The sequence below is a fragment of the Synechococcus sp. MIT S9452 genome, from assembly GCF_047304245.1.
GTDB lineage: Bacteria > Cyanobacteriota > Cyanobacteriia > PCC-6307 > Cyanobiaceae > RCC307.
In genome coordinates this window covers 84,906-110,208 of sequence record NZ_CP138956.1, presented here as the reverse complement: position 1 = coordinate 110,208, position 25,303 = coordinate 84,906, and the positions used below count along the sequence as shown (strand labels likewise).

The following is a 25,303-nucleotide window of genomic DNA, read 5'->3' as shown; positions in this document are numbered from 1 at the left end:
GATGACCACAACCCACCAGGGCAGCCTGGGCCGCTTGCGGCCAGCAGCAGAGCGCTTCCACAGCCAGCTCAATTGGCTTGATAGCTGGCACAGCTTCAGCTTTTCTCACCACCACGACCCCGATTGGATGGGCTTTGGTCCGCTGCGGGTCATCAATGACGACACGATCGCCCCAGGCCAAGGCTTTGGCATGCACCCACACCAGAGCATGGAGATCATCACCGTGATGGTGGATGGTGAGCTCACCCATCAAGACTCCATGGGTCACCGCGAAGTGCTGCGCGCCGGGGAAGTGCAACGCATGAGTGCCGGCCGGGGCGTGGTGCACAGCGAAATCAACCAATCCGCCTCCCCCTGCCGGCTCCTGCAGATCTGGGTGGAACCGCAAACCCCTGGCGGAGAACCGCACTACGAGCAAAAACCCTTTGTGATCACGCAGGGCTGGACCTGCCTGCTGGATCCCAGCGGCGCGGCAGACGCCATAGCCATTCAGCGGCCGGTGCGGCTGTGGCGCAGCCAGCCACAACCGGGCACAAGCCTGGAACTGCCACTGCAGCCCAACCGCAAGACATGGCTGCAGCTGATTGATGGCGCCATCACACTGGATGAGCAACCGCTGCAACGGGGTGATGGTCTGGGCTTTGAGAGCGCACCGGGGCAAACCATCGTGAGCAGCAGCACGAGCGCCGACCTGCTGCTGTTTGAACTGCAATGAGCGCCTGGCAGCGCCAGCTCACCGTCCCGCAGTTCACCGTTGTCAGCGGTCTGCTGGTGATCGCGCTTGGCACGCTGCTGCTGGCCACCCCGTTGTGCTCGGGGCCATCGGTGGATCTCTGGGAGGCGCTCTTCACCGCCACCTCAGCCATCACGGTGACGGGCCTCTCGATCATTGATGTCGGCACGGAGCTGACTTTCTTCGGGCAGCTGGTGCTGGCGGTGTTGATCATCACCGGCGGCTTGGGACTGATGGCCATCAGCACCTTCCTGCAGGGGTTTGTGCAGGGCCGCACGGGCCTGCGTCAACGCATCGACCAGGGCCGCACCCTCGATCAATTCGGCGTGGGGGGGGTGGGCTCCACCTTCCGGGCCATCGTGATCAGCGGCGGCGTGCTGATGCTGATTGGCACGGTGCTGCTTTATGCCTTCGGCTTCACCGATATCAGCAACCCCGCCGAGCGGCTCTGGGCCGCGATGTTCCACAGCATCAGCGCCTTCAACAACGCCGGATTCAGCCTTTGGGCTGGAAGCCTGGAGGCGTATCAAAGCAATGCCGTGGTCTGCGCGGTGGTGGCAGCGCTGGTGATCGCTGGGGGCATTGGCTGGCGCGTGCTCTCTGATCTCTGGATTCATCGGCGCAACCCCCTGGAGTGGCGCCGCTTGAGCCTGCAAAGCCGTGTGGTGCTGCGCAGCAGCGTGCTGTTGATCGTGGCAGGCACCCTGGGGCTGCTGTTCACCGAACGGCTGGCACCGGCAGGTGTGGTGGGGGGCCTACCGCTGCTGCAAAAGATTGGTGTGTCCCTGTTTCAGGTGATCTCGGCGCGCACCGCAGGGTTTGTCTCCGTGCCCCTCTCGCTCGACACCATCTCCCATGCAGGGTTGTTCCTGCTGATCCTGTTGATGTTCATTGGCGCCAGCCCCGGGGGCACGGGCGGTGGCATTAAAACCACCACCTTTGCGGTACTGCTGTGCACCACCCGTTCCACCCTGGAAGACCGCACCGAGGTGGTTATCAACCGCCGCCGCATCCCCGGCAAACAGGTACTGCGGGCCGTTGGCATCACCCTGGCTTCGGCTGGGGTGGTGGTACTGATGACGATGCTGCTGGGGCTGGGGGACACCGAAGCCGGTGTGCTGGGGGATGAAGACTTCACCTTTTTGGAGAAGTTGTTCACTTGCGTGTCAGCCTTTGCCTCGGTTGGCTTTGATCTCGGCGTCACCGCCCGCTTGGACCGCTGGGGACAACTGGTGCTGCTGGTTGGCATGTTCATCGGCCGACTCGGCATCCTGTTGTTGCTCTCGGCCCTCTTTGGCCGGCGTCCCCCCAGCCGGGTGCGTTACCCCCAAGAAGAACTCATCCTGTAGTCACCACCGTGAACGCCATGACCGGCAAGCTCTGGTTATCCCAATCCAATCGCCGGGATCTCTCCGATGGTTATGCGGTGATCGGCCTGGGCCGCTTTGGCCTAGCGGTTTGCGAGGAGCTCGTGCGCTGGGGGGCCGAGGTACTAGCCATCGACGATGAAGAGCGGGCTGTTGATGAGCTGCGCCAAGTCGAACCCTCGATCGAAGCGCGTTTGGTGGACTGCACCGATGAAGAAGCCATGCGTGAAGCTGGCGTGCTGCAAGTGGGCACCGTTGTGGTGGCTATTGCCGGCTCGATTGAAGCCAGCATCACCGCCACGCTGATCGCCAAAGACGCACCCGGCAGCCGCGTCAAGCAAGTGATCGCCAGGGCCAACAGCGACATCCACATGAAGATGCTGCAACGGGTGGGCGCCGACCGGGTGGTCTATCCGTTGAAGCTGCAGGGTCAGCGGCTGGGCGAGGAGCTGGTGCGGCCCAATCTGCTGGAGCGCCTGGAGCTTGATGCCGACCACAGCATTGAAGAAATCCTGGTGCCAGAAACCTTCTCAGGCCAATCGCTGCGGGAGCTCAACCTGCGCCGCAGCCATCACGTCACCGTGCTGGCCGCTGGTCCCCAACACGCGTTCACGGTTAACCCACCGGCCTCACTGGTGCTGCAGGCCGGTGAACGCTTGGTGGTGATGGGCAGCAAAGAGGCTCTCGCTGCCCTGCCAAGCGAATAAAAGCTAGGGGGCTAAGCCCACCAGCGCACTGGAGAGGTCCCAAACCCGCAGGGCTGTGGCTGGATCACTGGCCTTATCAGAAAGCTCCTGGTCAAACTGCTTCCCATCTTTTTTCTGGCGGTTGCCCCAGCTCCAATGGGCGCCGGAACTGCGGAAGGCAGGGTCAGCCACCACTTGCGCGACCCGCTCACCAGCCAGGGCTTGGCTCACATAACCGCCGGTGATGTTCTTTTGGAACCAGGGGAAGATCTTTTGGAATGCCGGCAGGCTGTTGCGGAACAGTGGCGTATCCGCCACACATCCGGGATAGAGCGAGCTGAAGCTGATGCCGGTGGACCCGTGGAAGCGGCGATGCAACTCCAAGCTGGTGATCATGTTGCAGAGCTTGCTGTCTTTGTAGGCCTTGCCAGGCTTGAACTTCTTGCCACTGGCCATGGCGATCGGCGCCTTAAACCCCTGGGCAAAGCCAGAGAGATCGCCCAGATCAGCGGGGGCAGGAATGGGGATCTTGCCGCCAAGTTCTTTGGAGTTAGCGGTCACCGTGCCCAAGGTGATCAGGCGTTTGTCGCCAGCCGGCGAGGCCTTGAGGTCGTCCAGCAACAGGCGGGCCAACAGGAAGTGCCCCAGATGGTTGGTCGCCATGCTGAGCTCATAGCCCTGGGCACTCCATTCCGGCTCTTTGAGCAGCGGCTTGTAGACCGCAGCATTGATCACCAGCGCTGTCAGGGGGCGGTTGAGGCCACGGAAGCGCTCAACAAACGCCTTGACCGACTCGAGATCAGAGAGATCAAGCGACAGGACGATCGCCTCTGGGGGATGACCCAAACCCACCTCTTGGAGGGCGCGCTGCGCTTTGGCCTCATCGCGGCAGGCCATCACCACGGTCCAGCCCTGGTCAATCAAGGCTTTGGTGGTCCACAGACCGACACCCGATGAGGCTCCAGTGACGATGGCCAGTGGCGCCGATGGAGAGGAAGACGGGCTACTGGTCATGGAACGAATGCTTAAGGGGTGGGAGCGGATTCAGGCGGAAGCCAAATGATGCGGCGGCGGTTGGGGGCGATCCATTGCTGCTCTTGCTGCAGCAGGGCCTGCTCACCATCGATGCTGAACAGGCGATCGAGGGAGCGCTTTTGTCCCTCGAGACGGTCGAGCTGCAAGGCCAGCACCGCTTGAATTTCGCTGTGACGATCCAGCCGTTGTTGATGGGCCAAGGCCAATTTGGCCAGCGTGACAAACGCCAAGGTCAACCCAACGGCCTTGAGGCCAAGGCCAAGAAAGGCAAACAACAGCTCTTCACGGGCAATGGCCGCTGAAGACGGCAGAACGACCTCAGGCTGCGGCGCCGAGGGCGCTGGCCGATGAGACCCTTGCCGAGCAGTGAGACGCGTTGCGGGGCGGCGAGTCCGGGGCACCACAGCTTCCATGACACCCGCTTGTAGCGCACGTCACCGAAGCTGCCAAGTCACCCAGAGCTCAGGAGCGGTAAAGGCTGACGCTCAGACGCAGGGCCAAGATGGCGGCGTGGGCTGCCACCACGAGGGCGATGTAGATCTCAGACTGAGACAGGGCAGTAGCCATGGTGCGCAACAAGAACCTCTCCATTTTCCGTGCCAGCGCCGACTTCCCAAGGGGGCTGTCACAGCTCTTGATGGCCGTCAGAACTAGCTTGCCAGCAGAGGATTGAACGCCATGCTGCTCGCCGCCTGGAGAAATCAGGCGCCCGCGCGCTTAGGAGCTGATGCGGTGGGGGCCCTGAAGCAGGAGCTGTTGCGCCTGGGCTCGATGGTGGAGGAATCAGCTGTGCTGGCCCGGGCTGTGCTGTCGGGACCCGACATGGAGGCAGCACCACAAATCCGCCGTGGCGATGACCGGATCGACAAGCTCTACCGGCGCCTGGAGGAGGAATGCGCTGATCTGCTGTGCCACAAGCGCCTCAGCCAAACCCAGGTGCGCGAGGTGCTGAGTTACATGCACTGCCTGCGTGATCTCGAGCGCTTTGGCGACTACTGCAAAGAGCTGGCCACCTTGGGCGAGGAATTGCTGCCGGCGCAGCCGGTGATCCTTCGCGACGACGTGCTGACGATGCTCGATCGTTGCCGTTCGCTCTTAGCCCTCGCCCTCGACAGCCTCAGCGAGGAGGACCTCAGCGCCGGGGCCAGGCTCCAGGCCCTCGATGACCTGGTGGACCGGGACTACGAACGGCTGGTGGAAGAGCTGACTGAAACCTGCACCGGTAGGGAATGCCGGGATCATCAGTTGATGCTGGTGCTGGTGCTGCGCTGCATTGAGCGCATGGCCGACCATGCCGTGAATGTGAGCCAGCGGGTGGCGCGGCGGGAACGATGAGCCAAAGCCTTGTGATCAATGTCAGTGCGGAGCAGATCCGCCGCCTGGACATGGGCCCGCTGCAGGAGCTGCGGCAGCGCCCTGCCACCGCTCTGCTGGAACTGGAAGACGGCCTGGCGCTGCAACTGGACTGGCCCCGCGCCGATGACGATCCCCGCGAGCTCAGTGAAGTGCCGGAGTGCCGCCTGTGGAGCTTGCGGGCCGATGCTCTCTGTCCCTGGCTGGCGCTGCTGCTGCAACGCAGCGACGGCCAACTCAGCCGCCATGTGGCCATGCAAGTGCTGCATGAGTTCAGCCGCACCGAAGGCCTGCGCTTTGACCCCGATGACCTCAGCCTTTGGATCAGCCATCGCCTCTTCTGGCTTGATGACTGGGGCAACCAACACGGGCTTGCCCTACGCGGACGACTGGGCCAAATGGCAGCTGTATTGGGCTTCAACGTGGAAGCCGGGTTCTGGCCTCAGGCCTGAAGCCAGAGCGTGATAGCGCGGCGGCTGCTGTCGATCGCCAAGGCCAAACTCAAGATCCGCAGCAACCAGGCCAGCTGGCGCGGACTGACGCGCTGCAGCCGGCTCGCCGCCCACTTGGCTGCCACCGCCGCTAGCCCGCCGAGCAGCAGCGCCGGCAGCAGTTCACCGCGACCCTCAAGCACAAACAGCGAGCCCGCTCCCGCCGAAGCGAGAAGCACAGCCACCGTGCTGAGCCGGATGGCCAGATGCATGGGCAACTGCAACCAAGCCACCATCAGCGGCACCATCACCAAACCACCGCCCAAGCCCAGCAGGCCGCCGCAGAGCCCAGCGATGCAGCCCACCAAGGCCAGGGGAAGCAGCTCAGGGGAGGGATCAGTGCTCTCATCAGCACTGGTGGACTGCTGACGCGGCCGCACCAACACAGCCACCAACGCATAGACAAGCGCTTGCACCGCCAGCAAATGCCAGCCCGCGAGCACCTTGCCCACCAGAGCAAAAGCCAGGCCGCTGGCGAGAGCCGCTAGGGCAATCACCAGCGCGGGTTGCAGTGGCAAGCGGCCCTGGCGCCAGTGGGCCCAGCTGCCAGCAGCGGTGGTAGGAACAATGGCCAAGGTGCTGGTGGCTAGCGCCTGATGGGGCTCCAAACCAAGCGCCAACAACAGCGGCGAGAAAATCAAGCCGCCGCCAATCCCCAAAAAGCCCGACAACAGACCGGCGAGGATGCCTAACGGCAGCAGCAACAGCAGCTGGAGCATCCCCTCCCATCGCAATCCGCCCCAGCTTCGTTGATCCAGGGCCAACGTTGGGGCCTCTATCCGGATCTCAGCAGTTGCGGCAGCGTGCAGATGGGATTGGACCGCTGGATGCTGAGCCAACTCAGCGAAGAGCAGCCGGTGCTACTGCGCTTCTACCAATGGCAGCAGCCCACCCTCTCGCTGGGGCATCACCAAAGCCAAACCCCCAGCAGTGAAGGGTTGGAGATCCCTGTGGTGCGCCGCCCCACCGGCGGTGCAGCCGTGCTCCATGGCGGCGATCTTTGTTACGCCATTGCCCTGGCGCAGCCGCCCCGCGGGCAGCGACGCGCCTACCGGCTGCTGAACCAGTGGTTGCAAGCGGGCTTTGCGCAATTGGGCAGCGCCTTGGTCGATGGCAACAGCGAGCAGCAACGCGGGCAACAGAATTGCTTTGGCCAAGCCACCGGGGCTGATTTGGTCGACCCGCTTGGCATCAAACGGATCGGCAGCGCCCAGCTGTGGCAGCGGGGGCGGCTGCTGCAGCACGGTTCGATTCCCTTGCAGCCACCAGCAAAGCTCTGGCAGCAACTGTTCAATGAGCCCGCCCCACCGGCGCTACCTGAGGCCTTCAGCCCCAACCGACTGCGCCAGGTGTTGCTGCAGCAAGCCGAGCAGTGGTTGTTGGGTTCAAAGCCGAATCAGTTGGCTTGGCCCGAGGAGCCCGAGCGGTTGGCCGCCATCACTTCAGGCAAGGCCGCCACGGTTTCGGCCACAGGACCCAGCGACAAGCCCAAGGGGTAGGCGCCTTGGCGGCGCGCCTGCTCCAGCAAGGGCTGGGGCAACCGCACCGACAGCCGCCGCATCACGGCTTCTGAGAGCTCAGGGCGCTCCAATGTGCCCACGGGCAACCCGGCTGGATTGAGCACCAGCAAACGGCCCTGCTGCGAGTCCTCCAACGCCAACACCGCGCGCCACAGCGGCGCGGTTTCGGAAATCGAGGGCAGTTCAGTAAGGGGCTGCTGGTGCTGCTCGAGGGTTTCCACATCCCAGCGCTGCACGGGCACCTGCTTGAGGGGCTGATCATCAATGAACCCCTTCCAGCGCCCCCCTTGGCAGAGCAGCACCCAATCCGGGCGCGGCGAATCATTGGAGAGGCGCATCTGGCTGAGATCCCGCAAGGTTTTGCCGGGCTCCATCACCCGCAAACGGCGGCTCACGGAATCTTTCACCTGCAGATGCTGCAGCGCCCGCTGCAGGGCGAGCAGCTGCAGTTGGTTGCGGGAGGCGCCCAGGGCAAACCAGCCCAACAGCAGCAGCCACAGCCCACCAAAAGAGCCCGTACGCAGGAACAGGAACACGCCCAACACCACCCCCATCCACCCCAACAGCTGCCCGCAGCGGGTGGCGGTTCGCACGCCCTTCTCGCGGCTGCCACTGGCCTGCCACACCAGGGCTTTGACGATCTGACCTCCATCGAGGGGCAAACCGGGCAGCAGGTTGAACAAAGCCAGCAGCAAATTGAGCTGGGCCAGCACCAGGGCCACCTCCCCCAGGGAGGGCTGAAGGTGACTCAAAGGATGCACAGCCACCGCCAAGAAGAAGGCCAAGAGCGCACTCACCGCTGGGCCAGCGGCGGCCACCAACAGGGCACCCATGGGGGTGGAAGGATCCCGCTCAACGGAGGCCACTCCGCCCAGCATGAACAGGGTGATGCTGCGCACCTTCACGCCAAGGCGCAGCGACATCAGCGAATGGCCGAGTTCGTGCAGCACCACAGATAGGAACAGCAGCAGCGCTGTGAGAAATCCGTAGGCAGGGTTGCCGTCAAATTGCTGGCTGAACAACACCGTGGCCAGCACCAGAACAAACAGCCAGCTGGGATGGATATAAAGCGGAATTCCGGCCAGGCTCATCACCTTCCAGCCCTGGCCCTGTGGGGCGTTGCTCACCTGCTTGCCCCCGTTTTACAACCACCATCCTAGAAACGCTGTCATGGCTGCACAGCTGAAAATCTGCGGACTGATGCAACCGGCGCAAGCGGCGGCTGTGGCGGAGCTCGGCGCCAATGCCATCGGGGTGATCGCCGCTCGCCAATCCAAACGGTTTTTGCCGCCAGAGCAGCGCCCAGCGCTGTGGGAGGCCGTGGCAGCCGCCAACCCTGCCTGCTGCCGGGTTCTGGTGGTGGTGAATCCCAGCGACAGGGAGCTGGAGAGTTTGCGGCCTGAGCAGGGCCATCAACTGCTGCAGCTGCATGGGGAAGAAACGCCAGAGCGCTGCCAGCAACTACGGGCTGAACTGGGCTTGCCCCTGTGGAAAGCCCTGCGGATTCGCAGCGCCGCTGACCTCAAACGGGCTGAGGCCTACAGCGCCGTGGTGGATGGCTTATTGCTCGATGCCTGGAGTGACTCAGCCCATGGCGGCACGGGCGAGCGCTTGCCGCTGCAATGGCTGCAGGGGTTTGAGCCGCTGCTGCCCTGGTGGCTCGCCGGCGGGCTCGCCCCCAGCAATGCCCGCGAGGCTCTTGATCAGCTGGCGCAGCAGGGGCTGACGCCCACGGGCCTCGATGCCAGCAGCGGCGTGGAGCAAGCGCCGGGGCTGAAAGATTTGCAGCTCGTGGAGGCGCTGATCAAAGCCGTTCACGGCTGAAATGCGCACAATTCAGCTAGTTGCTCTGCCGCCATGCCGGCCCCATGGCTGTTGGCCCAAGGACTGCTGATGGGTTGTCAGTTGATCGGTGGTCAACTGGAGTGCGTGCCGGGGATGGATCACCTCAAGCCGCAGCAGCAAATCAAGGTGCTCAAGCAGCAAATTGATGCCAGCAGCCAGCGGGCCTCGGAGCTGCAAGCGGCGATTCAAACCTTGGGTGAGCTCGAGCTAGCGGGCGAAGCCATCGCCGGTGAACTGATTGAAGCCAGATGGTTGGCGGCCCACCCAGGAGGCCCTCAGCCCACGCTGATCCACTGGTACCGGCAAGGGGAATCGGGCTGGTTACTGATTCCCGGTGCCGTTGGCAGCAGCTACACCGCCCAACCCAGCGATGTGGGGCTGGAGTTGATGGCTGTGGCGATTGTGATCACCCCGGAGGGGCACCGGCGCGTGGCCTCAGCACCGCTGGGGCCCGTGGGGCCTTAGCCCAGCATCGATTCCTGCTGCTTCACCAACTCAAAGAACTCGGCCTTGAGGCTGGGGTCGTGGCGGAAATCACCGCGTACAACGGAGTTCACCATGCTGGTTTGGGGCTCTTTCACGCCGCGCCACTTCATGCAGTAGTGCTGAGCCTTCACCAGGATGGCCAGGCCCTTGGGCTCACACAGCCGCTCGATTTCATCAGCCAGGATCATCACCGCTTCCTCTTGGATATGAGGACGGGAGAAGACCCAGTCGGCCACTCGGGCGAACTTGCTCAAGCCAATGACGCTCGAACCAGGCTTGATGCCAATCCAGCAGTTCCCCAGGATCGGAACCAGGTGGTGTGAACAAGCCGAACGCACCGTGATCGGACCCACGGTGTAAATCTCATCGAGATTTTTGACGTTGGGGAAGCTGGCGATCTTGGGCTGCTGGAGATAACGGCCCTTGAACACCTCCTGGAGATACATCTTGGCGACGCGCTCGGCCGTCTCCTCGGTGTTGTGGTCGCGCTCGATATCAATCACCAGCGAGCGCAACAGATCGCGCACCTTGTCGGTGACTTCCTGCTGCAGCAGCTCAAGCTCGCCGGGCTTGAGGTGGTCAGCGATGTTGTCGTTGGCCAGGTAGGGGGCATTGGCCGCTTCCAAGCGGGCCCGAATCACGTCGCTGATGGAACGCGGCAGGGTCTTACTGATGCTGCGGGCCACGGCGGAGCCATCCAGCACAGGCGAACCAATGGAAGGAGAAGCAGACGCCATTGCAGTGGTGTCGTCGAGTGCGGTCATGGAGCTCAGAGCGCGCCAGCGGCGGGCATGAGGGTGATGTCCTCCAGCAGGAGCTGGGGGGGTTGCTGCGCGATGTGCAGCAGGGTGTCAGCGACCTTGGCCACGGGGAGCATGGCACAACGATCAAAGTCCGCCTGAACCGTGGGGGTATCCCACAGCGGAGTGTCCACAGCGCCCAAAGTCAGGGTGCTGAGGCGGATCCCATGTTGCCGTTCGTCTTCGGCGAAACAGCGCGTTAGAGCTTGAACCGCCGCCTTGCTGGTGCAGTAGGCCCCCCAACCGGGGAAAGCCGAGCGCGCCGCATGGCTGCTGATGTTCACGATCAAACCGCCGCCTTGGGCGCGAAGCCCTGGCAGCACGGCCTGACACACCTGAAACACGCTGGTGACGTTGAGCTGCATCAGCCACTGCCACTGCTCCAAGCTCACCTCAGAGAGGGAAGCGGTGAGCGCAGCACCGGCGTTATTGATGACCACCGCAGGAGTGCCCTCCTGCTGCTGCAACCGGGCAATGGCCGGTGCAATGGCAGCAGGATCACTGAAGTCGACGCATTCAGTGGCCACCGAAACCCCAAAGGAGCGGCAGCGCTGAGCGACGTCCTCAAGGGCATCAGCTGAACGCGCCATGAGCTGGAGAGACCAGCCCGCTTCAGCAAAACGCTGGGCGGTGGCAGCGCCGATGCCCCGGGAAGCCCCGGTAATCAGTGCAGTCGAAGACAACAACAAAAAAGGAACGTGGACAAACCGGCCGAACGACCAGTTCTTTAAGGAATATTACGCGGTGGCTGACGATTCCTGGGTGTCTGACGTAGCAGCAGCATCCATCTCGGGATGCTCTAAGTAGCGACCAATGCGGCGGTACTTGCCGTAGCGCTGATCCATCAACTCTTGGCGTGACAGGGAAGTGAGCTGATTGAGCTCCTCACACAAAGCCGTGCGCAGGGTGTCTGCAGCCTGCAACGGAGCCCAGTGATTGCCGCCAGACGGTTCGCCAAGCACCCGATCAACGATACCCAGCTGGCTGAGATCACGGGCTGTGATCTTCAGGGCTTCGGCCGCAGTGGAGGCCTTAGCGGCATCGCGCCACAGGATCGAAGCGCAGGCTTCAGGGCTGGCCACCGTGTAAACGGAGTGCTCAAACATCATCAAACGATCGGCGACGCCAATGCCCAAGGCACCGCCGGATCCCCCTTCCCCAATGACGGTGGCAATAACCGGAACCTCCAGGGCAAACATCTCGCGCAAGTTCACAGCGATGGCTTCGCCCTGACCGAGTTCTTCGGCCTTCAGGCCGGCATAGGCACCGGGGGTATCGATGAAGCTGATCACCGGCAGGCCAAAGCGTGAGGCGTGCTGCATCAAGCGCAAGGCCTTGCGGTAGCCGCCGGGTGAGGCCATGCCGAAGTTGCGGGCCACGTTCTCTTTGGTGTCACGCCCTTTTTGGTGGCCGATAAAGAGCACCGCGCGGCCATCGAGCCGCCCAAGGCCGCCCACCAAGGCTTGGTCATCGCTGCCGGAGCGATCACCGTGCAACTCAATCCAGTCGTCGCTGAGCAGCTGGATGTAATCGAGGCAGCTGGGTCGCTGGGGGTGGCGGGCCACCTGAATCTTCTGAGCTGGAGTCAGCGAGCTAAAGATCTCTTCGCGGCGACGGGTCGCCAGGGTTTCGAGCTGCAGCAACTGCTGGGTGACATCCACTTCGGAGTCGCGCGCCAGTTGGCGGATCTGCTCGATTTGCTCCTCGAGATCCACCAGGGGCTTTTCGAAATCAAGCAGCAGGCGACGTGGGGCCATCAGGGCTTAAGCAGCGAGGGGCTGGGGACTCAGGGTTTTGGGGTCAATCCCCAGGGCGGAGAAGCCGTGGCGGATCGAGGCCATGCCGATCTGCTCCATGGCCTCCAGGGTGATGTTGTTGCGGCCCCAACTGAAGTTGGTGTGGATGCCTTCGAACTCAAGCAGCATCGCCTCAGCGAAGCAGGCAAACAGCTGCCGGCGCGGATTGGCCATGTCGGCCACAGTCATCATCTGCCAGCCGATGTCACGGGCGAACTCAACAATGCCGCCCTTGAGCACGGTCACGTGCTCCGACATCACCTTGCTATCGAGGTTTTTGGGGTAGCCCCCATCGATCATCAAGCAGGGCTTGCGCAAGCTGTTGCCATCGATCTCCAGGGTTTGGGGCAGCGAAGCCACCCAAACCACCACATCAGCTTCTGGAAGAGCCTGCTCCAGCGTGAGGATGCGGCCGCCACCGAGCTCTTCGCGCAAATCTTCTAGGCGCTGCTGCTGGCGGGCCACCAACAGGAGCTCAGCCACACCGGTTTTGTTGGCCATCCAACGGCAGACCGCACTGCCGATGTCTCCAGTGGCGCCAACAACGGCCACCTTGGCGGCCTTGAGATCAATACCCAGACGCGGCGCGTTCTGCTCCACCTGACGGCAGATCACCCAGGCGGTGTGGGTGTTGCCCGTGGTGAAGCGGTCCCACTGCAGCAGGGTGGAGCGGATCTGCTGGAACTTGGCCAGGTTGAAGTTCTCGAAAATGATCGAGGTGAAGCCACCCAAGGCGGTGATGTTGATACCGCGCTTTTGGGCCAGCTCCATGGCGTTTTGCACCTTGCGCGTGGCCGTTTTGAAACGGCTCAGCATCTCCGGCACAAAGCAGGAATCGATGTAGGTGCCCTCAATGGTCTTGCCCGTTGAGCTAGTGACCTCAAAGGATTCGACTAGTTGGGGCGGTGCACTGCACCAAAGATCGAGTTCGCCTTCAGCTAGATCTTCAAATCCCAAGTCCCGTGCCGTGTTGCGGGCATCACGGAAGCTGCTGGAGTGACCGATCAGACCAAACATTCGGGAAGCTGACTGACTGACGCCAAGACGTCAGGATCCGGAAGGAGAACCGAATGAGTGTCCCACGACACACCACCCGGTTCAAGCAATCGCTAGGCCACCAGAGCCGCTGCACTCATGCGGGCCAGATCGCGGGAGTTGAAGCCGATGTCCATCAGAGCTTCCTGGTAAGCGATTAGGAAATCTTCGATCAGGCTTTCCTTTTCCATCTTCAGCTCAGCGGCATCGTCAGCCACCTCTTCGAGCATGCGGCGGATGATCGGCAGGTTGGCCTTGTTGGCCTCGATGATCTCGTCGCGGCTGCTGTCGAAGTTGGCCTTGAGCCACTCCTGGCCGTAGTTGAGGTGGGTGTACTCGTCTTTGACCACGCCCTCAGTGATCTTGCGGGCGAAGGGATCAGCGACAGGGATATAGATGTGGTAAGCCGCGATGGCGAAGGCTTCGATCATCAAGGCCTGGATCACCAAGCAGGTGACGACCTTGTTGTCATCCAAAGCGGTGCGGAAGTTGCCGTGGAGATCAGAGAAGAACTCCTTGGCGAAGACCATGTCGGGCTCAACGCTGAGGTTTTTGCCGCAGGCCTGGAAGCCCTTCATGTGCTTCATCTCCATGCGGGCCAGCTGGGCCAGCTCATCGGCTTGATCAGGGATCAGGGTGCCCAGGGAGATGTAGTTGTCATGGGCTTCCTGCTCGCCCTCGATCACGATGGCGTTGATGCGGCTGTAGGCCGACTTGTAAGCCTCGGTGGTGAAATCCGGCAGTTCCACGTCCAGCACCGGGGTGCCGTCAACAGCAGGATCCAGAAGTGAGGAAGCCATTACAGCTGAGCGGCGGTTATTGACGCTGCATCGTACCGATGCCCGGCCGCATATGGGGCCAATCGCTGGCCAACAAGGTCTTGAAGAGCTCACACCAACCCCCAACAAGCCCTTGCAGCAACAGCTCTCCCTCCGCAGACGATGCGCCAGCTGGATCTCCGACCACCCCGGAATTCGAGAGGCTGCGGGTGCGCCAGGCCGTGGGCACAGCGCCTTCCAGCGACAACCCAGCCGGTGGTGAGGCCATCGCCTCTGCAGCCGGAAGCTCGCCCACCAGCTCGGGATGCAGCGCCAGCATCAAGCTGGTTTCCAAGCGGCCGGCATGGAGCCCCTGGCTGCGCTCAGGCTCAGGAATCTGCTCCAACACCCCTGGCGGGCCGCTCCACAGAAACCAGGGCAGCACTGCCAGCGAAGGGAATTGCTGTTGCAACTGCCGCGCAGCCACCTGCAGCAGCGCAATTTGGCCGCCATGGCCGTTGAACAGCACCAAGCGGCGAAAGCCCGCCTCGCTGAGGGCCGCAGCAACGCCTTGCAACTGGGCCAACAGGGCTTCCGCGCTGAGGCTCACCGTGCCGGGAAACCCCAAATGCTCTGGAGAAAAACCAAACGCCACCGCTGGCAAACGCCATAGCGGCAGCTCAGCGGGCAGCTGGGCCAAAACGCGATCCAACACCGCCTCTGCAAACAGCAGATCGGTGCCCATCGGCAGATGGGGCCCGTGCTGCTCAAAGGCACCCACCGGCAGCACCACCGTGCTGCCTGGTTGTTGCGCGGCAGCCTGCAGTGCCGGCCACCAGAGGTGCTCAAGCCGTCGCATGGCTTTTGGGGTGCTGTTCTTACAGTGTGGGATCGCGTCCAACCCGGTCATGAGCGGCTCCCGCAGCGACAGCCCCAAAAAGCCCTTTGCCGCTGGCTCTCTGCAGAAGCCCCTGGCCATCTTGGCCATCAATAAAAAGGAAGAAGAAGAGAAGCGCCGCAAGGAAGCGGAAGCTGCAGCCGCCAAGGCCAAGCTCGAGCAGCCCCAGCAACCTCAGCAGCCCAACGTGCCCACCGCCGCAGGCGGCATGGATGCGCCTGATCCCTTAGAGGGATTGAGCATGGACGACCTGCTGGGTCCCGCTGATCAAGCCAAGCCAGCACCCAAAACCCCAGCCGCCAACCGGGTGGTGGATGACTTCGACTTCGATGAAGAAGCCTTCCTGGCCGCCCTTGATGAAAACGAGCCGATCGGCGCCACCGGTGATGTGGTGACCGGCAAGGTCATCGAGCATGAAAGCGATGGCATCTACGTCGATATCGGCGGCAAAGCCCCGGGCTTCATGCCCAAAAACGAGTGCGGCCTGGGGGTGATCACCGATCTCAAGAACCGTTTCCCCAAAGGATTGGAAGTGCAGGTGCTCGTCACCCGCGAGCAGAACGCCGATGGCATGGTCACGGTGAGCTGCCGCGCCTTGGCCCTGCGCCAGGCCTGGGACAAGGTGCGCCAGTTAGAAAAAGAAGGAAAGGTGGTTCAGGTGAAGATCACCGGCTTCAACCGCGGCGGCTGCACCTGCGACCTGGAAGGTCTGCGCGGCTTCATTCCCCGCTCCCAGCTCAATGAAGGGGAGAATCATGAGGCCTTGGTGGGCAAAACCGTTGGCGTGGCCTTCCTCGAGGTGAACCCCGACACCCGCAAGTTGGTGCTCTCTGAGAAGAAAGCCGCGATGGCCGCCTTCTTTGCCGATCTGGAGGTGGGGCAACTGGTGAGCGGCCTGATCACCAGCGTGAAGCCCTATGGCTTCTTCGTGGATCTCGGTGGCGTCAGCGGTCTGCTGCACCACAGCTGCATCACCGGCGGCACCATGCGCGAACTGCGCGAAGTCTTCAATTCCGGTGACAACGTGCAGGCGATGATCACCGAACTCGATCCCGGTCGCGGCCGCATTGGCCTCAACACGGCGCTGCTGGAAAACCAGCCCGGCGAACTACTGATCGATAAAGAAGCGGTGATGGCTCAAGCCAAAGACCGGGCCAACCGGGCCCGCAACATGCTGCGCACCCAGGAACAGGGCGCGGGATGAGCCTGCCTGCCAACACCTGGGAGCTCGACTTCTACTCCCGTCCCCTGCTCGATGAGAACGGCAAAAAACGCTGGGAAGTGCTGATTTGCACTAGCGATGGCAGCTTCCAGTGGCAGCGCTTCTGCCCAGCTGACAGCGTCAATTCCATCTGGCTGAAAACAGCGCTCAGCGATGCCCTCGCTGCCGCAGGCGAAGCCAACAGCTCGGCCCCCAAACGCCTGCGCTGCTGGCGCAGCTCGATGCGCACCATGGTGCAGCGTGCCGCGGAGGGCGTGGGGCTGGAGATGGTGCCCAGCCGCCGCTGTTATGCGCTGGTGGAGTGGCTGCAGCAGCGCGAAGCCAGCATCTACCCCGAGATGGAGGGCCATCTCAATGGGCCTTTGGCGCCACCACCGCAACCCTTGCAGTCAACGCCGCTGCCGCTGCCGGAGGCCGTTCGTGGCGACAGCTGGGGCTGGGCCAGCCTGCCGGCCGCCAGCCTTGCGGAAGCCAGCGAGTGGCCTATGGATTTTTCAGGCCTGGTGCCCCTACCCAACACCGAAGCCGAAGCGATGGTTCCTGGCGTGCGGCTGTTCAGCAGCAGCCGGGCCCTGGCGCTGGCGGGTTGGCTCAGTGGTTTGGAGCCTGTGCGCCTGGAGGTTTGCGGGCAGCAGCTGGTGCTGGAAGCCGGCCTGGAGGATCGCTGGCTGGTGAGCGATCTGCAAAACGGCGAGGCTGAATCAGCCCAGCAAGCGCTCATGGCCGCACGGCAAGAGGCGGGCGGTTTGCAGTTCTTGGCCGTACAAAGCGGGCCCGACGCCACAGAATTTGCTGGCTTTTGGTTGCTGCGCGACCTGCCGGATGTCTGAACACGTCGAGCCTCCCTTCGACCGCCCCGACAAGGACTTCAACACCCTCGATGGCTGGACCTGGGTGGGTACCTACGGCGGCTACTACCTGCAGTGCGATCAGCTCAACGCCTTTGAGCACGGCTTCTTTACGCGCCTCTGGCATGGCCGTGAACCGGATGGCTTGGTGGGCTATGTGAGCTCTGGGGTGAGCGTGCACCGGCTCAAACAGATCCATAGCGGCCGGGTGCTGGCAGCCTCAGACGCCCAAGTGGATCCCTGGCCGGAAGCCGATGGATTGGTGAGTGATGCCGGCGGCCAAAGCCTCTGGGTAGCGGGTGCTGACTGCACGCCGGTGCTGATCGCTGATCCAGAAAGCGGCAGCGTGGCGGCCTGCCATGCCGGCTGGCGCGGCGTGGCTGCGGGCATCTTGACCACCGCCATCACCCAGCTAGAGGCCAGCGGCTGCCGCCGTGAGCAGCTGCTGGTGGCCTTAGGCCCGGCCGTGAGCGGCATCAACTACCAAGTGGAGCGATCCACCAGCGAACAGCTCGGCCCCATCGACGCACTGCAAGCGGCCGGCGCCTTGCTGGAGGACCCGCAACTGGGCCGCGATCGCCTTGACATTCGCCGCGCGGCCCAGTGGCAACTACTGCAATTTGGGGTGAAACCCGAGCAGATCTCGATCTGCCCGCTGTGCACGGTGGCTGAACCGGAGTTGTTTCACTCCTGGCGCCGTGATCAGGTCAAGGCGGTGCAGTGGAGCGGCATCGTTAGCCAGAACGCCGAAACGCCACGGTGAGATTGTTGGCGGGCATGGTCCAGCGGCCGCTGAGCTGCAGCCCATGGCTGGCCGCCAAGGCCGACACCTGCTCAAGCGAGCGCAAGCCCCAACGCGGATCACGGCTGCGCAGGCTGGCATCAAAGGCCTCATTGCTGGGGCTGGTGGGCACCGACTGCTCAACGAAGGGGCCGTAGAGCACTAGCTGCCCGCCCACTGGGAGCTGGCGGCCGGCTTCCGCCAGCAGTCCTTGGCAAGCGGCCCAAGGGGCGATGTGAATCATGTTGATGCACAGGATCAAAGCGGGATCCACAGCAGGCCATGGCACCGCGGTGGCATCGAGGTCCAAGGGCTCGGCCATGGCCGTCAGGCCCAAGGCATCGGCCCACGCCTGCAGGCTGCAGCGGTGGAGCGGATCGGGATCACTGCCTTGCCAGCGCAAAAGCGGATGGCTGGCAGCAAACTGCTGCTGAAAGTGGCAGAGATGCTCGCCGCTGCCGCTGGCGATCTCTAACACGAGCCCCCGTTGAGGCAACAACGGCTCCAACACCTTGGCAATCGCTTCACGATTGCGCGCCGTGGCCGGGAAATGCAGACGCCCGTCGTCCATGGCAGGCTGCGGAGATAGGAAGGCTTCCACGATGGCCCAGTCCTTCTGGTCGCAAAAGCCCTGGTGGTGTCAGCCCTGGTCGATCTTGCTGACCGGGGCCGTGATCATGGCCGGCAGCTGGCTGCTGTTTGAGCGCTGGTGGCTGACGGCCTTGGTGAGCCTGCCGGTGCTGGCTTGGTGGGGCTTGTTTTTGGTGGTGGTGCCCTACACCACACCGGTTGAGGAGCAGGAGAGCTGAGGCCATGGATCCCTTGCAACTGGATCCGGCCTGGCCCTCGGAGGTGCCGCTGCTGGATTTGGAAACAGCGCTGGAGCAAAGCCTGCTGCAGAGCGGTTTAAGCCGGCAGGACTACATCAAACGGCTTACCCAAGACCTGCACAAACCACGGCTGCAACCATTGCTCTGGCTCTTGCCGCGCCGCTGGCGGCTGGCCCCAGCGCAGTTGCCGCAGCAGCTCCATGGCCTGGCCCAATTGCTGGAGCGCGGCCTGCTCACGCCGAGCCTGCTGGCGGTGCTGGGAGATGAAGTAGCCCAGTTGCTGCCGCAACCGGATCAAGCCAGTTCGCCACTGCAGATCTGGAGCGGCGATGGCGACGCCAGCCTCAAGCCCTGGAGTGAGGTTGCGGCGCTCAGCCAGAGCGATGCACCGGCAGATGCCACAGGTGCTGAGGCCAAAGGCAGCCATCTGGCACCTGGGCTGGTCTGGAACAACCTGGGGCTGCAGTACGGCCAAAACCAGCAGCGCCGCCAGGCCAACAGCGCAGCCGCGCAATGGCTCAACCACCACGCCGCCCGCGGCGGCAGCCGCGAGCTGATCGAAACGCTGCAACAACGGGGCTGGCAGATCCAAGCCCGCTTCCGCGCCAGCGTGGCGAGCTTTGGCCTGGGGGCCTGCTTCCGCAGCCAAGCCACCGGGGTCTGGCAGCAAATCCCCATCGGCCTACCGATGCGCAGTGGCTTGCTGGATCAAAACGGGCAAGAAATCACCATGCTGCTGCCCCACAGCGCAGTGGAACTAGAACTGTGGGGGGAAGGCTGCGAGCTGTTGCTGCAGTTTTATCAAGGCACCGAAGGGCTGTGCGGCTGGGAAGCCCTCAACGATTTGCAGCGCCCTTGGCAGAACGATCGCCATAACGGCACGGTTCGCTACATGGGCGAGCCATGGCAGGGAAGCAACCTGCTGGAGCTGATGGACCTCAGCGATGTGATGGCCCGGGTGCACAACAGCCTGGCCAGCGAGCTGCAGCTGCGCTGGGGCGGCTACGGCACGGTGGGCTACTGCATCGACACCACCGCCTTGGTGCAACAGGCCTTGCTGGGCCGGTGCGATCTGTTTCCGCTGCTGCTGAGTGGCATTTGGCGGGAGCGGCTGCTGCGCGCCAGCCAGTACCTCCCAGCCAGCAGCGCCCTGCAGCGCTACCAGAAGGCGCTGATGGAGCTGCCTCTGGATCTCTCCCATCACGGCAGCAGCCGTGCTGAGGCCTGGAGGCGATTGCAGGGCTGCCAGCCCCTATCGAGCCCCTTCCGTCTGTCGCAACACATCCAACACGCGCCCAACGACTTCACCGCGGTAGCGCTCTGAAAACGGACCGCGATTGCCGTTGTGGTTCATGCCCGCGATCACTTCGCGATGCACCAATCCCTGGCGGCGCACCTTGTTCCACTTGCTGAAGGGCAGCAACGGCAGCCGGCCTGGGTAGGCGATGCGGCCAAAGGCCGCCACCGGGTCGCGGGTGCCCACCACCAAGGTGACCTGCTTGGTGCGCTCGAGCAGTTGGTTGCCGCTGAACACCCCGCAGAAGGTGATGATCTGCACGGGGACCTTGCAAATGCTGCGCAGATAGTCGGCAACACCCATGGCCATCTCACCGCCACCGCTGTAACCCAGCAGCACCAGCTCACTGCCTTGGCTGGGATCAAAGCCCTCTTCGGCCAACCGCAGGGTGATCTTGAGGGCCAGCTCATAGTTGCGGATCGGGCCATAGCGGCGATCCGATGAAATCCCCACCTTGATCACGTTGTTGGCCTGCACCAACACCGCCGCCAGCAACTGCACAAAGCCGTTGGGATGGTGCTCCTGCCAGTGGAATAGGCGGCGCCAGAACCAAGCACTGCCACTGTCATCAGCCAAGGCAACGGGCAAGAAGGTGTAGGTCTCGAGATCGCGCACCAGGCGGTGGTCATCCGCCAGGCGTTGCTTGAGCTCCTCGAGAAAGGCACTCACCCGCGGCGGGTGATCTTTCTCCTGTTGATGGATGCCATCGAGATAAATCACAAACCGGCGCACCTGCTGGCCGCCCTCATGGCGGGCATTGGCTTGCAACAATTCAGTTGGCTGGGGGATGCCCTCCAGCCAGCCCTCCCAAAAGGCGTATTGACTGACGACCGAATAGATCCCCGTCAGCGGGATCAGGATCAAGAAGAACAGGCCAATGCCGATCCCCAACTGGCGCAGGATGCTGAGGCTGGCCAGATCACGCAGCAAGGCCTCCATGCGGCTGACGCCCACCAGGGCAATCACCACCGCCAGGATCAACACCACCACCAAACCCCGCCAATTGGCGCGGTGGCGATGCACTTGGCTTTGGATGTGGGGAGCGGAGGTGCCCATGGCTCAAGCCCTGAACTCAGAGGCGAGGCGGTCGTAGCTGCGGCGCCAACTGGAGCGAAACAGCAAGGCAATCAACACCAGGGCCACCACATACCCAGGCGTGACCAGCGGCAGCACCTCGGCGTAGGGGAGACCAAAGCGCAAATGCACCAGGGTGACCACGTTGAGATGGATCAACACCCAAATCGCGATGGCGATCAAATCGCTCACATAGGGAGCGGCCACCAGCACATAAAAGAGACCGGGAGCCAAGGCGCCGCCAATGGCATTGAAAAACTGCTTGGGCTCCACCAGCAGCTGCGTGTGGAGCGCAATCATCACCATGTTGATGAAGCTGGCAATCAGCAGCGCCGCCGCCAACACCAAGGAATCCAGCAACACATGGAAGAGGATTTGGCGGGGTTTTAAGCGATTCGCCAGCAGCGAAAACACATGCGAAAGCGAAAAGGAAAACCCCACCAACACCACGAGCACCAGCCCTGTGTGGGCTTCTGGCAGAGAGACAACGGTGTTCTCAACCAGCTGCTCGAGCCGGTGTTCAAGCATGCTTCAGGCGAGGGCGGTTGATGATCCAGAGGATGAAGATCGACAGCACTGCGCAGTAGAAGCACCAGACCGAGTTGAACGCCTGGGAGTGGGTGAACCAAGTCAGGAAGATCGAGATGAAGATCAAGCCTCCAAACATCTTCACGCCCTTGTCTTTGAGAGCTACCAACGGCAGAACAATGAAGCCCCAGTAGACGAGTTGACCCACCGGCTCGGTGTTGACGAAGTTGTGCCAGACGGTGTCGACGTTGTAGACGATGCGCCCAGCTTCAACGGCTGGCTGCACCAACATCGGCTGGAACAAGACCGGGATATAAAAACCAATCCCCAAAATTGAGGCGATGATCCAGACCCATTTCAAGCGTTTCTGCATGGCTTCGGTTTCTGTCGCCTTGCTGATGCTGTAGGCGCAGAAGGGGATCCAGATCATCCAGAAGCAGTAGGCAAAGAAGAGGAAACCCCTTGCTGTGATGGTCCCGAGAGGCTCCAGGCCGCCGTTATCGAGGGCGGTCCATTGCAGACCTTCAACGAATTGCTGCGTGCCGAAAAAAGCTGGCGTCATTGCCAACGGCGCATAGGCCTTTTGATCGGTTGTACGCGCGATGTGAGTGCCGTAGATGCCGATCGGCACCAAGACGGCGGCCGCCGTGAAGCTGGCGGAAGCAGAAAAACACATGGCAGGACTGTCTTCGCTTTCAAGCTAGTGAGAGCCTGAAATTGGGCCACTTCTGCTCCAATTTCTTAAAGCTCAAAAAGAATCAACCTGCGAGCAGATGGGAGCTCACCGGCACCAATGAGCGAGGCGATTGGATGAGCTCGCGGTGGTTCCACACCGGCAGCCGCACGATCGGACCCACGGGCAACACCCCTGTCCAGGCCGGGATCACCATCAAATCCCAGGGGCAATAGAAGCTGATGCAGTCGATGCCTCGCAGCAGGGAGCTATCGCTATTGAGTTGACGCAGCAGCGCGCTGCCCACCTTCATATCGGCAACGCCTGGAACCAAGGCGCGAGGCCATGGCTGGGCCACTAAGGTGCCGTTCTGAGGACTGCCGAGACTGACAAACCGACGGGTGCGCCGGTGGCCTCCATAGAGCTGCAGCCAGGTGCGCGAAATCACCGCACCCATCGAGAAGCCGAGAAGATCGATGGTTTGATCCGGGCCAAAGGCCTCATCAATGGCCAGCTCCAAATCCTGGGCCAAGGTTTTCAGCGGCGTAAAGCCCAGCTTGTGGGGCAGATGGGGCGCCAAGATCGGCGCTGGCCAATCCTCTAAGTGCTGGCGTAAACGCCGAAACACATTGGGCGTGTCCCACAGGCCATGCACGAGCACCAGCGGTGGCTTGGGGGACATCAAGGAGGTGCCTGGCATCCTCAGTGTCGTCACAGGAGCAGACTGACGCCAACTTCTAATCAAGGCTGGGGCAGATGAGGTGGCTGGTTGGCTTGCTGCTGATGCTGGGGCTCTGGATGGCTCCGGCCCCAGCCCATGCGGCAGCCGATGGCGCTGCCCTATTTCAAGCCCATTGCGTGGGCTGTCACCTCAATGGCGGCAATATCATTCGCCGCGGCAAAAACCTCAAGCTCAAAGCGCTCGAGCGCAACGGCATCCAAGGACCATTGGAAATCGCGATGATCGCCACCGAAGGGCGCGGCCAGATGAGCGGCTATGGCGAAGTGCTTGGCGGGGAGGGCGCTGATGCTGTGGCCGAATGGATCTGGCAGCAAGCTCAAAACGAATGGAGAAATCCTGCTTCCTAGACCTTCTTAAGCAGCGACAAAGGCAAAAATCAGCACTCAAACAACTGACAGATCGACAAGACACAACATATTCATGACAATCTCCTGAAAATCCGTAGCGTCTGACTGCGAGCAGAAGTCTCAGTCACCTGTTGCTATGCGGAATCAGAACAAAGCGGCCCTTTCCCTTGGAACCTTTATTTACTGCTTCTCTGCTGTAGCCCCTGCAGCAAAAGCAATTGAAGTGGACCCTTATCCGGGAGATGGCAAGTGCTATTTCATTGAGAATGAAGTAGAGATTGATTACAGAAAAGGCAGCGAAAGTCTTGCAATTCTTAGCGCAAATCCATGGTTTGGAGACCAAGCAGTATCCGATCTTGCCGCTAAAAAATTCTGGGAAAATTCTAAGCCTCAACAAAACTGGAGATTTGCCTACAAAGCAACAGATGGGAACACCAAAGGAGCCAACACCGATCAACTTAATGCGTGGTATTACACAAGAACCGTACACCAGGAGGACTTCAATGGCGGCGACCAAGAAGTTTGGAATTTTGCAACTGGATTTGAGTACGCCTGTGTCGGAGAAACACCCGGAGATGGCGCATTCGACAACCTAAATCTTCCCGGGATAATTAACAAATTAAGAGGAGCTGACCGCAGAAAGATTGGAAAGTTACTTAGCTCACTTCTTTTCCCTCGCAACGTTGTTGCAGCCGGCGGCCTCGCCACTCAGGCTTACATCAATGATCTGGCTGACACCATCCTGGAGCGCCTGCCATCAAGGCAATTTCTGAAAATTCAAATCGAAGAACAAATCACAGATGTTGAGATCGAGGAAACCATTACCGAGCCAGTGCGTGGCCTTTGGAAAACCTCCAGCTCAAGCGAAGTAGATATTGAAATCGCCAGCATCGAAATGAATGGTGATATTTACGTCGACAACCCCAAGCTGACCTCCATCTATACCGAGCCTTCTGGCACCCGCGCTTGGGTTCGTGGCTTTGGCGGTTCGATGAGCCCCTATGAAACCGGCGGCGCCTATGGCAAACGCGGATTGGTCTTTTATCCCGATGTCTACAACGACTTTTATTCCACCCACGGTGGTCTCGTGGTTGGCATCGACACCTCAGTGTCCGACAACATTCAACTCGGCATCTTTGGAAACTACGGCAACATCAACCTCCAGCAGTTCGCCACGAGCGACACCGGAGGTGGCTCCTGGACCCCCAATGGTTACGGCGGCGGCGTCATGGCGAGCTATTGGGATGACAACTTCTACGTCCAAGGTGCCTTCGGCGTTACTGCTTTCTCCGGCGACAACAAGCGTCAGGTCAAAGTCGCTGGCGTTCTTGACGAGACCTACACCGCCACCAAAGAGACCACTTCCTACATGGGCACCGTCCGTGTTGGAGCGCCTTTTGCCTGGGGCGGTCTAATCCTCGAGCCGCAGGCAACAGCAATTTGGAACGGTAATGAAGACTCCTCCTACACCGAATCGGGCAAGTACCGCGCCTTTGCGATCAAGCTCAACTCCTACTCCGATAACTTCCTGCGCACAGCCCTTGGCGCCAAGCTCGCCTGGCCAATTAAGCCAAGCAATCGCCAGCTAATCGTTCCCAATATCAAGGTCGCCTGGCTTGCTGACTGGGACACTGACAACGGTGCTGTTTCCTTTCAACGCGCATACTCCCGCCTAGCCAGAACAGCAAAAGGAGAGATTCCCTCCAACCAGGAAACCCAGTACGGCGTGCTCCTAGAGGGCGGCGTGGATTACGCCATCGCCCAAGGTCCCACCACCGCCTGGAAGCTCTACGCCAAAGGTGGCGCCAAGCTCTGGGTCAATAAAGCTGCCGACTGGCGCACATCAGGCGGCATCACCTTCCAGTTCTGATCAGAACGCCTGAATCCAGGGGTAGACCTCAACCGCGGTCCAGATGCCATTACGCCAATACACGTCTCCTTTGACGAGGCCTTCCACCTGCTCACGGCTCTCGGCCTCGTAGATGCCGAACACATGGGTGCTGCCTTCGGTGGGGCCCAAGGTCACCAAAATGCCATCGTCTTTGAGGCGCTGCAGCCCAGCCAGATGCTCCTCCCGGTAGGGGGCGCGCTTCTCCAGCGCGTTCTCGCAGTAGGTGCCCCAGAGGACAAAACGCATGGCCAATTCGGTGCTGATTTG

Annotated in this window: 32 protein-coding genes; 15 read left to right on the top strand and 17 right to left on the bottom strand. The window is 61.8% G+C overall.

Annotation, left to right across the window (positions count from 1 at the left end):
- Window position 1 precedes the first annotated feature (1 nt).
- From SIB46_RS00405 to SIB46_RS00395, 3 genes are read left to right on the top strand one after another with little or no spacing between them, the layout of a single operon-like run.
- On the top strand, window positions 2-715 hold the full coding sequence (locus SIB46_RS00405) for a pirin family protein (RefSeq protein ID WP_413296588.1): 714 nt from the start codon (window positions 2-4) through the stop codon (window positions 713-715).
- Window positions 712-2,082 carry a potassium transporter TrkG gene (locus tag SIB46_RS00400; RefSeq protein ID WP_413296587.1) on the top strand — a complete coding sequence of 457 codons (1,371 nt, stop codon included), beginning with the start codon at window positions 712-714 and terminating at the stop codon, window positions 2,080-2,082. The genes SIB46_RS00405 and SIB46_RS00400 overlap by 4 nt, the downstream gene beginning before the upstream one ends.
- Before the next feature lie 17 nt (window positions 2,083-2,099).
- Window positions 2,100-2,807 carry a potassium channel family protein gene (locus tag SIB46_RS00395; RefSeq protein WP_413296586.1) on the top strand — a complete coding sequence of 236 codons (708 nt, stop codon included), beginning with the start codon at window positions 2,100-2,102 and terminating at the stop codon, window positions 2,805-2,807.
- Window positions 2,808-2,810: 3 nt separating this feature from the next.
- Here SIB46_RS00395 and SIB46_RS00390 read toward each other — a convergent pair whose 3' ends face one another.
- The 3 genes from SIB46_RS00390 to psaM form a co-directional block, all read right to left on the bottom strand.
- On the bottom strand, window positions 2,811-3,800 hold the full coding sequence (locus tag SIB46_RS00390; RefSeq protein ID WP_413296585.1) for a protochlorophyllide reductase: 990 nt from the start codon (window positions 3,798-3,800) through the stop codon (window positions 2,811-2,813).
- An 11-nt stretch (window positions 3,801-3,811) separates the two neighbouring features.
- Window positions 3,812-4,096: a hypothetical protein gene (locus tag SIB46_RS00385; protein ID WP_413296584.1), complete on the bottom strand. Its 285-nt coding sequence runs from the start codon at window positions 4,094-4,096 to the stop codon at window positions 3,812-3,814.
- Window positions 4,097-4,283: 187 nt separating this feature from the next.
- A complete protein-coding gene (gene psaM / locus SIB46_RS00380; protein WP_186550781.1) occupies window positions 4,284-4,388 on the bottom strand; it encodes a photosystem I reaction center subunit XII in 105 nt (34 codons plus the stop codon).
- A 111-nt stretch (window positions 4,389-4,499) separates the two neighbouring features.
- On the opposite strand from psaM, the gene SIB46_RS00375 reads away from it, so the two are divergent.
- Both SIB46_RS00375 and SIB46_RS00370 read left to right on the top strand, forming a co-directional pair.
- Window positions 4,500-5,156 (top strand): phosphate signaling complex PhoU family protein, encoded by a 657-nt coding sequence (locus tag SIB46_RS00375; RefSeq protein ID WP_413296583.1) that lies wholly within the window; start codon window positions 4,500-4,502, stop codon window positions 5,154-5,156.
- Window positions 5,153-5,626, top strand: coding sequence for a CRR6 family NdhI maturation factor (locus tag SIB46_RS00370; protein WP_413296582.1), 474 nt, complete (start codon window positions 5,153-5,155; stop codon window positions 5,624-5,626). The genes SIB46_RS00375 and SIB46_RS00370 overlap by 4 nt, the downstream gene beginning before the upstream one ends.
- Here SIB46_RS00370 and SIB46_RS00365 read toward each other — a convergent pair.
- Entirely contained in the window at window positions 5,617-6,384 is a 768-nt protein-coding gene (locus SIB46_RS00365) for a TSUP family transporter (RefSeq protein WP_413296581.1), read from the bottom strand. The two genes, SIB46_RS00370 and SIB46_RS00365, sit on opposite strands and share 10 nt — an antisense overlap.
- A gap of 30 nt (window positions 6,385-6,414) precedes the next feature.
- On the opposite strand from SIB46_RS00365, the gene SIB46_RS00360 reads away from it, so the two are divergent.
- The gene (locus tag SIB46_RS00360; protein WP_413296580.1) at window positions 6,415-7,164 is read left to right on the top strand and encodes a lipoyl protein ligase domain-containing protein; all 750 of its coding nucleotides are present in this window, start codon (window positions 6,415-6,417) and stop codon (window positions 7,162-7,164) included.
- Here the strand turns inward: SIB46_RS00360 and SIB46_RS00355 are convergent.
- Complete coding sequence (locus tag SIB46_RS00355; RefSeq protein WP_413296579.1) at window positions 7,062-8,312, bottom strand: site-2 protease family protein; 1,251 nt, start codon at window positions 8,310-8,312, stop codon at window positions 7,062-7,064. The two genes, SIB46_RS00360 and SIB46_RS00355, sit on opposite strands and share 103 nt — an antisense overlap.
- A gap of 43 nt (window positions 8,313-8,355) precedes the next feature.
- Between SIB46_RS00355 and SIB46_RS00350 the strand changes: the two genes are divergently transcribed.
- Entirely contained in the window at window positions 8,356-9,009 is a 654-nt protein-coding gene (locus tag SIB46_RS00350) for a phosphoribosylanthranilate isomerase (protein WP_413296578.1), read from the top strand.
- 33 nt (window positions 9,010-9,042) lie between these two features.
- Window positions 9,043-9,495, top strand: coding sequence for a hypothetical protein (locus SIB46_RS00345; protein ID WP_413296577.1), 453 nt, complete (start codon window positions 9,043-9,045; stop codon window positions 9,493-9,495).
- Here SIB46_RS00345 and folE read toward each other — a convergent pair.
- From folE to SIB46_RS00315, 6 genes are all read right to left on the bottom strand, one after another.
- Window positions 9,492-10,280 (bottom strand): GTP cyclohydrolase I, encoded by a 789-nt coding sequence (folE, locus tag SIB46_RS00340; RefSeq protein ID WP_413296576.1) that lies wholly within the window; start codon window positions 10,278-10,280, stop codon window positions 9,492-9,494. The genes SIB46_RS00345 and folE overlap by 4 nt on opposite strands.
- A gap of 5 nt (window positions 10,281-10,285) precedes the next feature.
- Window positions 10,286-11,005, bottom strand: coding sequence for an SDR family oxidoreductase (locus SIB46_RS00335; protein WP_186547796.1), 720 nt, complete (start codon window positions 11,003-11,005; stop codon window positions 10,286-10,288).
- A gap of 48 nt (window positions 11,006-11,053) precedes the next feature.
- Window positions 11,054-12,073 (bottom strand): acetyl-CoA carboxylase carboxyltransferase subunit alpha, encoded by a 1,020-nt coding sequence (locus SIB46_RS00330; protein ID WP_413296575.1) that lies wholly within the window; start codon window positions 12,071-12,073, stop codon window positions 11,054-11,056.
- A gap of 6 nt (window positions 12,074-12,079) precedes the next feature.
- The gene (locus SIB46_RS00325) at window positions 12,080-13,129 is read right to left on the bottom strand and encodes a long-chain acyl-[acyl-carrier-protein] reductase (protein WP_413296574.1); all 1,050 of its coding nucleotides are present in this window, start codon (window positions 13,127-13,129) and stop codon (window positions 12,080-12,082) included.
- Window positions 13,130-13,221: 92 nt separating this feature from the next.
- Complete coding sequence (locus SIB46_RS00320) at window positions 13,222-13,947, bottom strand: aldehyde oxygenase (deformylating) (RefSeq protein WP_413296573.1); 726 nt, start codon at window positions 13,945-13,947, stop codon at window positions 13,222-13,224.
- A gap of 16 nt (window positions 13,948-13,963) precedes the next feature.
- Window positions 13,964-14,764 (bottom strand): creatininase family protein, encoded by an 801-nt coding sequence (locus SIB46_RS00315; protein WP_413296572.1) that lies wholly within the window; start codon window positions 14,762-14,764, stop codon window positions 13,964-13,966.
- A 49-nt stretch (window positions 14,765-14,813) separates the two neighbouring features.
- Here SIB46_RS00315 and SIB46_RS00310 point away from each other — a divergent pair, with 49 nt between their 5' ends.
- Genes SIB46_RS00310 through pgeF form a run of 3 tightly spaced genes read left to right on the top strand, consistent with a single transcriptional unit; the run spans window position 14,814 to window position 17,636 of the window.
- A complete protein-coding gene (locus SIB46_RS00310; RefSeq protein WP_413296571.1) occupies window positions 14,814-16,007 on the top strand; it encodes a S1 RNA-binding domain-containing protein in 1,194 nt (397 codons plus the stop codon).
- Complete coding sequence (locus SIB46_RS00305; protein ID WP_413296570.1) at window positions 16,004-16,855, top strand: Tab2/Atab2 family RNA-binding protein; 852 nt, start codon at window positions 16,004-16,006, stop codon at window positions 16,853-16,855. Before SIB46_RS00310 ends, SIB46_RS00305 begins: the two co-directional genes overlap by 4 nt.
- On the top strand, window positions 16,848-17,636 hold the full coding sequence (pgeF, locus tag SIB46_RS00300; protein ID WP_413296569.1) for a peptidoglycan editing factor PgeF: 789 nt from the start codon (window positions 16,848-16,850) through the stop codon (window positions 17,634-17,636). The genes SIB46_RS00305 and pgeF overlap by 8 nt, the downstream gene beginning before the upstream one ends.
- On the opposite strand, the gene SIB46_RS00295 is transcribed toward pgeF, so the two are convergent.
- Window positions 17,608-18,225 carry a DUF938 domain-containing protein gene (locus tag SIB46_RS00295; protein ID WP_413296568.1) on the bottom strand — a complete coding sequence of 206 codons (618 nt, stop codon included), beginning with the start codon at window positions 18,223-18,225 and terminating at the stop codon, window positions 17,608-17,610. The two genes, pgeF and SIB46_RS00295, sit on opposite strands and share 29 nt — an antisense overlap.
- A gap of 31 nt (window positions 18,226-18,256) precedes the next feature.
- Here SIB46_RS00295 and SIB46_RS00290 point away from each other — a divergent pair, with 31 nt between their 5' ends.
- Together SIB46_RS00290 and SIB46_RS00285 are read left to right on the top strand one after the other, a co-directional pair.
- Entirely contained in the window at window positions 18,257-18,463 is a 207-nt protein-coding gene (locus SIB46_RS00290) for a DUF6737 family protein (RefSeq protein ID WP_011936009.1), read from the top strand.
- Window positions 18,464-18,467: 4 nt separating this feature from the next.
- Window positions 18,468-19,808: a hypothetical protein gene (locus tag SIB46_RS00285; protein ID WP_413296567.1), complete on the top strand. Its 1,341-nt coding sequence runs from the start codon at window positions 18,468-18,470 to the stop codon at window positions 19,806-19,808.
- Here the strand turns inward: SIB46_RS00285 and SIB46_RS00280 are convergent.
- From SIB46_RS00280 to SIB46_RS00265, 4 genes are all read right to left on the bottom strand, one after another.
- Window positions 19,737-20,837 carry an alpha/beta hydrolase gene (locus SIB46_RS00280; protein WP_413296566.1) on the bottom strand — a complete coding sequence of 367 codons (1,101 nt, stop codon included), beginning with the start codon at window positions 20,835-20,837 and terminating at the stop codon, window positions 19,737-19,739. The two genes, SIB46_RS00285 and SIB46_RS00280, sit on opposite strands and share 72 nt — an antisense overlap.
- A gap of 3 nt (window positions 20,838-20,840) precedes the next feature.
- Window positions 20,841-21,383 (bottom strand): hypothetical protein, encoded by a 543-nt coding sequence (locus SIB46_RS00275; protein ID WP_413296565.1) that lies wholly within the window; start codon window positions 21,381-21,383, stop codon window positions 20,841-20,843.
- Window positions 21,376-22,059 (bottom strand): DUF6629 family protein, encoded by a 684-nt coding sequence (locus tag SIB46_RS00270; RefSeq protein WP_413296564.1) that lies wholly within the window; start codon window positions 22,057-22,059, stop codon window positions 21,376-21,378. Before SIB46_RS00270 ends, SIB46_RS00275 begins: the two co-directional genes overlap by 8 nt.
- 82 nt (window positions 22,060-22,141) lie before the next feature.
- Window positions 22,142-22,738, bottom strand: a complete 597-nt coding sequence (locus SIB46_RS00265; protein ID WP_413296563.1) for an esterase/lipase family protein — start codon at window positions 22,736-22,738, stop codon at window positions 22,142-22,144.
- 74 nt (window positions 22,739-22,812) lie between these two features.
- Here SIB46_RS00265 and SIB46_RS00260 point away from each other — a divergent pair, with 74 nt between their 5' ends.
- Both SIB46_RS00260 and SIB46_RS00255 read left to right on the top strand, forming a co-directional pair.
- Window positions 22,813-23,145 carry a c-type cytochrome gene (locus SIB46_RS00260; RefSeq protein WP_413296562.1) on the top strand — a complete coding sequence of 111 codons (333 nt, stop codon included), beginning with the start codon at window positions 22,813-22,815 and terminating at the stop codon, window positions 23,143-23,145.
- Between the two features lie 136 nt (window positions 23,146-23,281).
- Window positions 23,282-25,015 (top strand): autotransporter outer membrane beta-barrel domain-containing protein, encoded by a 1,734-nt coding sequence (locus tag SIB46_RS00255; RefSeq protein ID WP_413296561.1) that lies wholly within the window; start codon window positions 23,282-23,284, stop codon window positions 25,013-25,015.
- Here the strand turns inward: SIB46_RS00255 and SIB46_RS00250 are convergent, their stop codons facing one another.
- Window positions 25,016-25,282, bottom strand: coding sequence for a YciI family protein (locus tag SIB46_RS00250; RefSeq protein ID WP_011936016.1), 267 nt, complete (start codon window positions 25,280-25,282; stop codon window positions 25,016-25,018).
- Window positions 25,283-25,303 lie beyond the last annotated feature (21 nt).

Excerpts from the sequence above, each read along its gene's own strand:
- SIB46_RS00305 (WP_413296570.1), top strand. The coding sequence starts at position 16,004 with ATGAGCCTGCCTGCCAACACCTGGGAGCTCGACTTCTACTCCCGTCCC.
- SIB46_RS00275 (WP_413296565.1), bottom strand. The coding sequence starts at position 21,383 with ATGCTTGAACACCGGCTCGAGCAGCTGGTTGAGAACACCGTTGTCTCT.
- SIB46_RS00320 (WP_413296573.1), bottom strand. The coding sequence starts at position 13,947 with ATGGCTTCCTCACTTCTGGATCCTGCTGTTGACGGCACCCCGGTGCTG.
- folE (WP_413296576.1), bottom strand. The coding sequence starts at position 10,280 with ATGACCGCACTCGACGACACCACTGCAATGGCGTCTGCTTCTCCTTCC.
- psaM (WP_186550781.1), bottom strand. The coding sequence starts at position 4,388 with ATGGCTACTGCCCTGTCTCAGTCTGAGATCTACATCGCCCTCGTGGTG.
- SIB46_RS00310 (WP_413296571.1), top strand. The coding sequence starts at position 14,814 with ATGAGCGGCTCCCGCAGCGACAGCCCCAAAAAGCCCTTTGCCGCTGGC.
- SIB46_RS00375 (WP_413296583.1), top strand. The coding sequence starts at position 4,500 with ATGCTGCTCGCCGCCTGGAGAAATCAGGCGCCCGCGCGCTTAGGAGCT.
- SIB46_RS00255 (WP_413296561.1), top strand. The coding sequence starts at position 23,282 with ATGCGGAATCAGAACAAAGCGGCCCTTTCCCTTGGAACCTTTATTTAC.
- SIB46_RS00390 (WP_413296585.1), bottom strand. The coding sequence starts at position 3,800 with ATGACCAGTAGCCCGTCTTCCTCTCCATCGGCGCCACTGGCCATCGTC.
- SIB46_RS00345 (WP_413296577.1), top strand. The coding sequence starts at position 9,043 with ATGCCGGCCCCATGGCTGTTGGCCCAAGGACTGCTGATGGGTTGTCAG.
- SIB46_RS00365 (WP_413296581.1), bottom strand. The coding sequence starts at position 6,384 with ATGCTCCAGCTGCTGTTGCTGCTGCCGTTAGGCATCCTCGCCGGTCTG.
- pgeF (WP_413296569.1), top strand. The coding sequence starts at position 16,848 with ATGTCTGAACACGTCGAGCCTCCCTTCGACCGCCCCGACAAGGACTTC.
- SIB46_RS00270 (WP_413296564.1), bottom strand. The coding sequence starts at position 22,059 with ATGTGTTTTTCTGCTTCCGCCAGCTTCACGGCGGCCGCCGTCTTGGTG.
- SIB46_RS00285 (WP_413296567.1), top strand. The coding sequence starts at position 18,468 with ATGGATCCCTTGCAACTGGATCCGGCCTGGCCCTCGGAGGTGCCGCTG.
- SIB46_RS00295 (WP_413296568.1), bottom strand. The coding sequence starts at position 18,225 with ATGGACGACGGGCGTCTGCATTTCCCGGCCACGGCGCGCAATCGTGAA.
- SIB46_RS00370 (WP_413296582.1), top strand. The coding sequence starts at position 5,153 with ATGAGCCAAAGCCTTGTGATCAATGTCAGTGCGGAGCAGATCCGCCGC.
- SIB46_RS00325 (WP_413296574.1), bottom strand. The coding sequence starts at position 13,129 with ATGTTTGGTCTGATCGGTCACTCCAGCAGCTTCCGTGATGCCCGCAAC.
- SIB46_RS00330 (WP_413296575.1), bottom strand. The coding sequence starts at position 12,073 with ATGGCCCCACGTCGCCTGCTGCTTGATTTCGAAAAGCCCCTGGTGGAT.
- SIB46_RS00250 (WP_011936016.1), bottom strand. The coding sequence starts at position 25,282 with ATGCGTTTTGTCCTCTGGGGCACCTACTGCGAGAACGCGCTGGAGAAG.
- SIB46_RS00395 (WP_413296586.1), top strand. The coding sequence starts at position 2,100 with ATGACCGGCAAGCTCTGGTTATCCCAATCCAATCGCCGGGATCTCTCC.
- SIB46_RS00290 (WP_011936009.1), top strand. The coding sequence starts at position 18,257 with ATGGCCCAGTCCTTCTGGTCGCAAAAGCCCTGGTGGTGTCAGCCCTGG.
- SIB46_RS00280 (WP_413296566.1), bottom strand. The coding sequence starts at position 20,837 with ATGGGCACCTCCGCTCCCCACATCCAAAGCCAAGTGCATCGCCACCGC.
- SIB46_RS00400 (WP_413296587.1), top strand. The coding sequence starts at position 712 with ATGAGCGCCTGGCAGCGCCAGCTCACCGTCCCGCAGTTCACCGTTGTC.
- SIB46_RS00350 (WP_413296578.1), top strand. The coding sequence starts at position 8,356 with ATGGCTGCACAGCTGAAAATCTGCGGACTGATGCAACCGGCGCAAGCG.
- SIB46_RS00265 (WP_413296563.1), bottom strand. The coding sequence starts at position 22,738 with ATGTCCCCCAAGCCACCGCTGGTGCTCGTGCATGGCCTGTGGGACACG.
- SIB46_RS00315 (WP_413296572.1), bottom strand. The coding sequence starts at position 14,764 with ATGCGACGGCTTGAGCACCTCTGGTGGCCGGCACTGCAGGCTGCCGCG.
- SIB46_RS00260 (WP_413296562.1), top strand. The coding sequence starts at position 22,813 with ATGAGGTGGCTGGTTGGCTTGCTGCTGATGCTGGGGCTCTGGATGGCT.
- SIB46_RS00405 (WP_413296588.1), top strand. The coding sequence starts at position 2 with ATGACCACAACCCACCAGGGCAGCCTGGGCCGCTTGCGGCCAGCAGCA.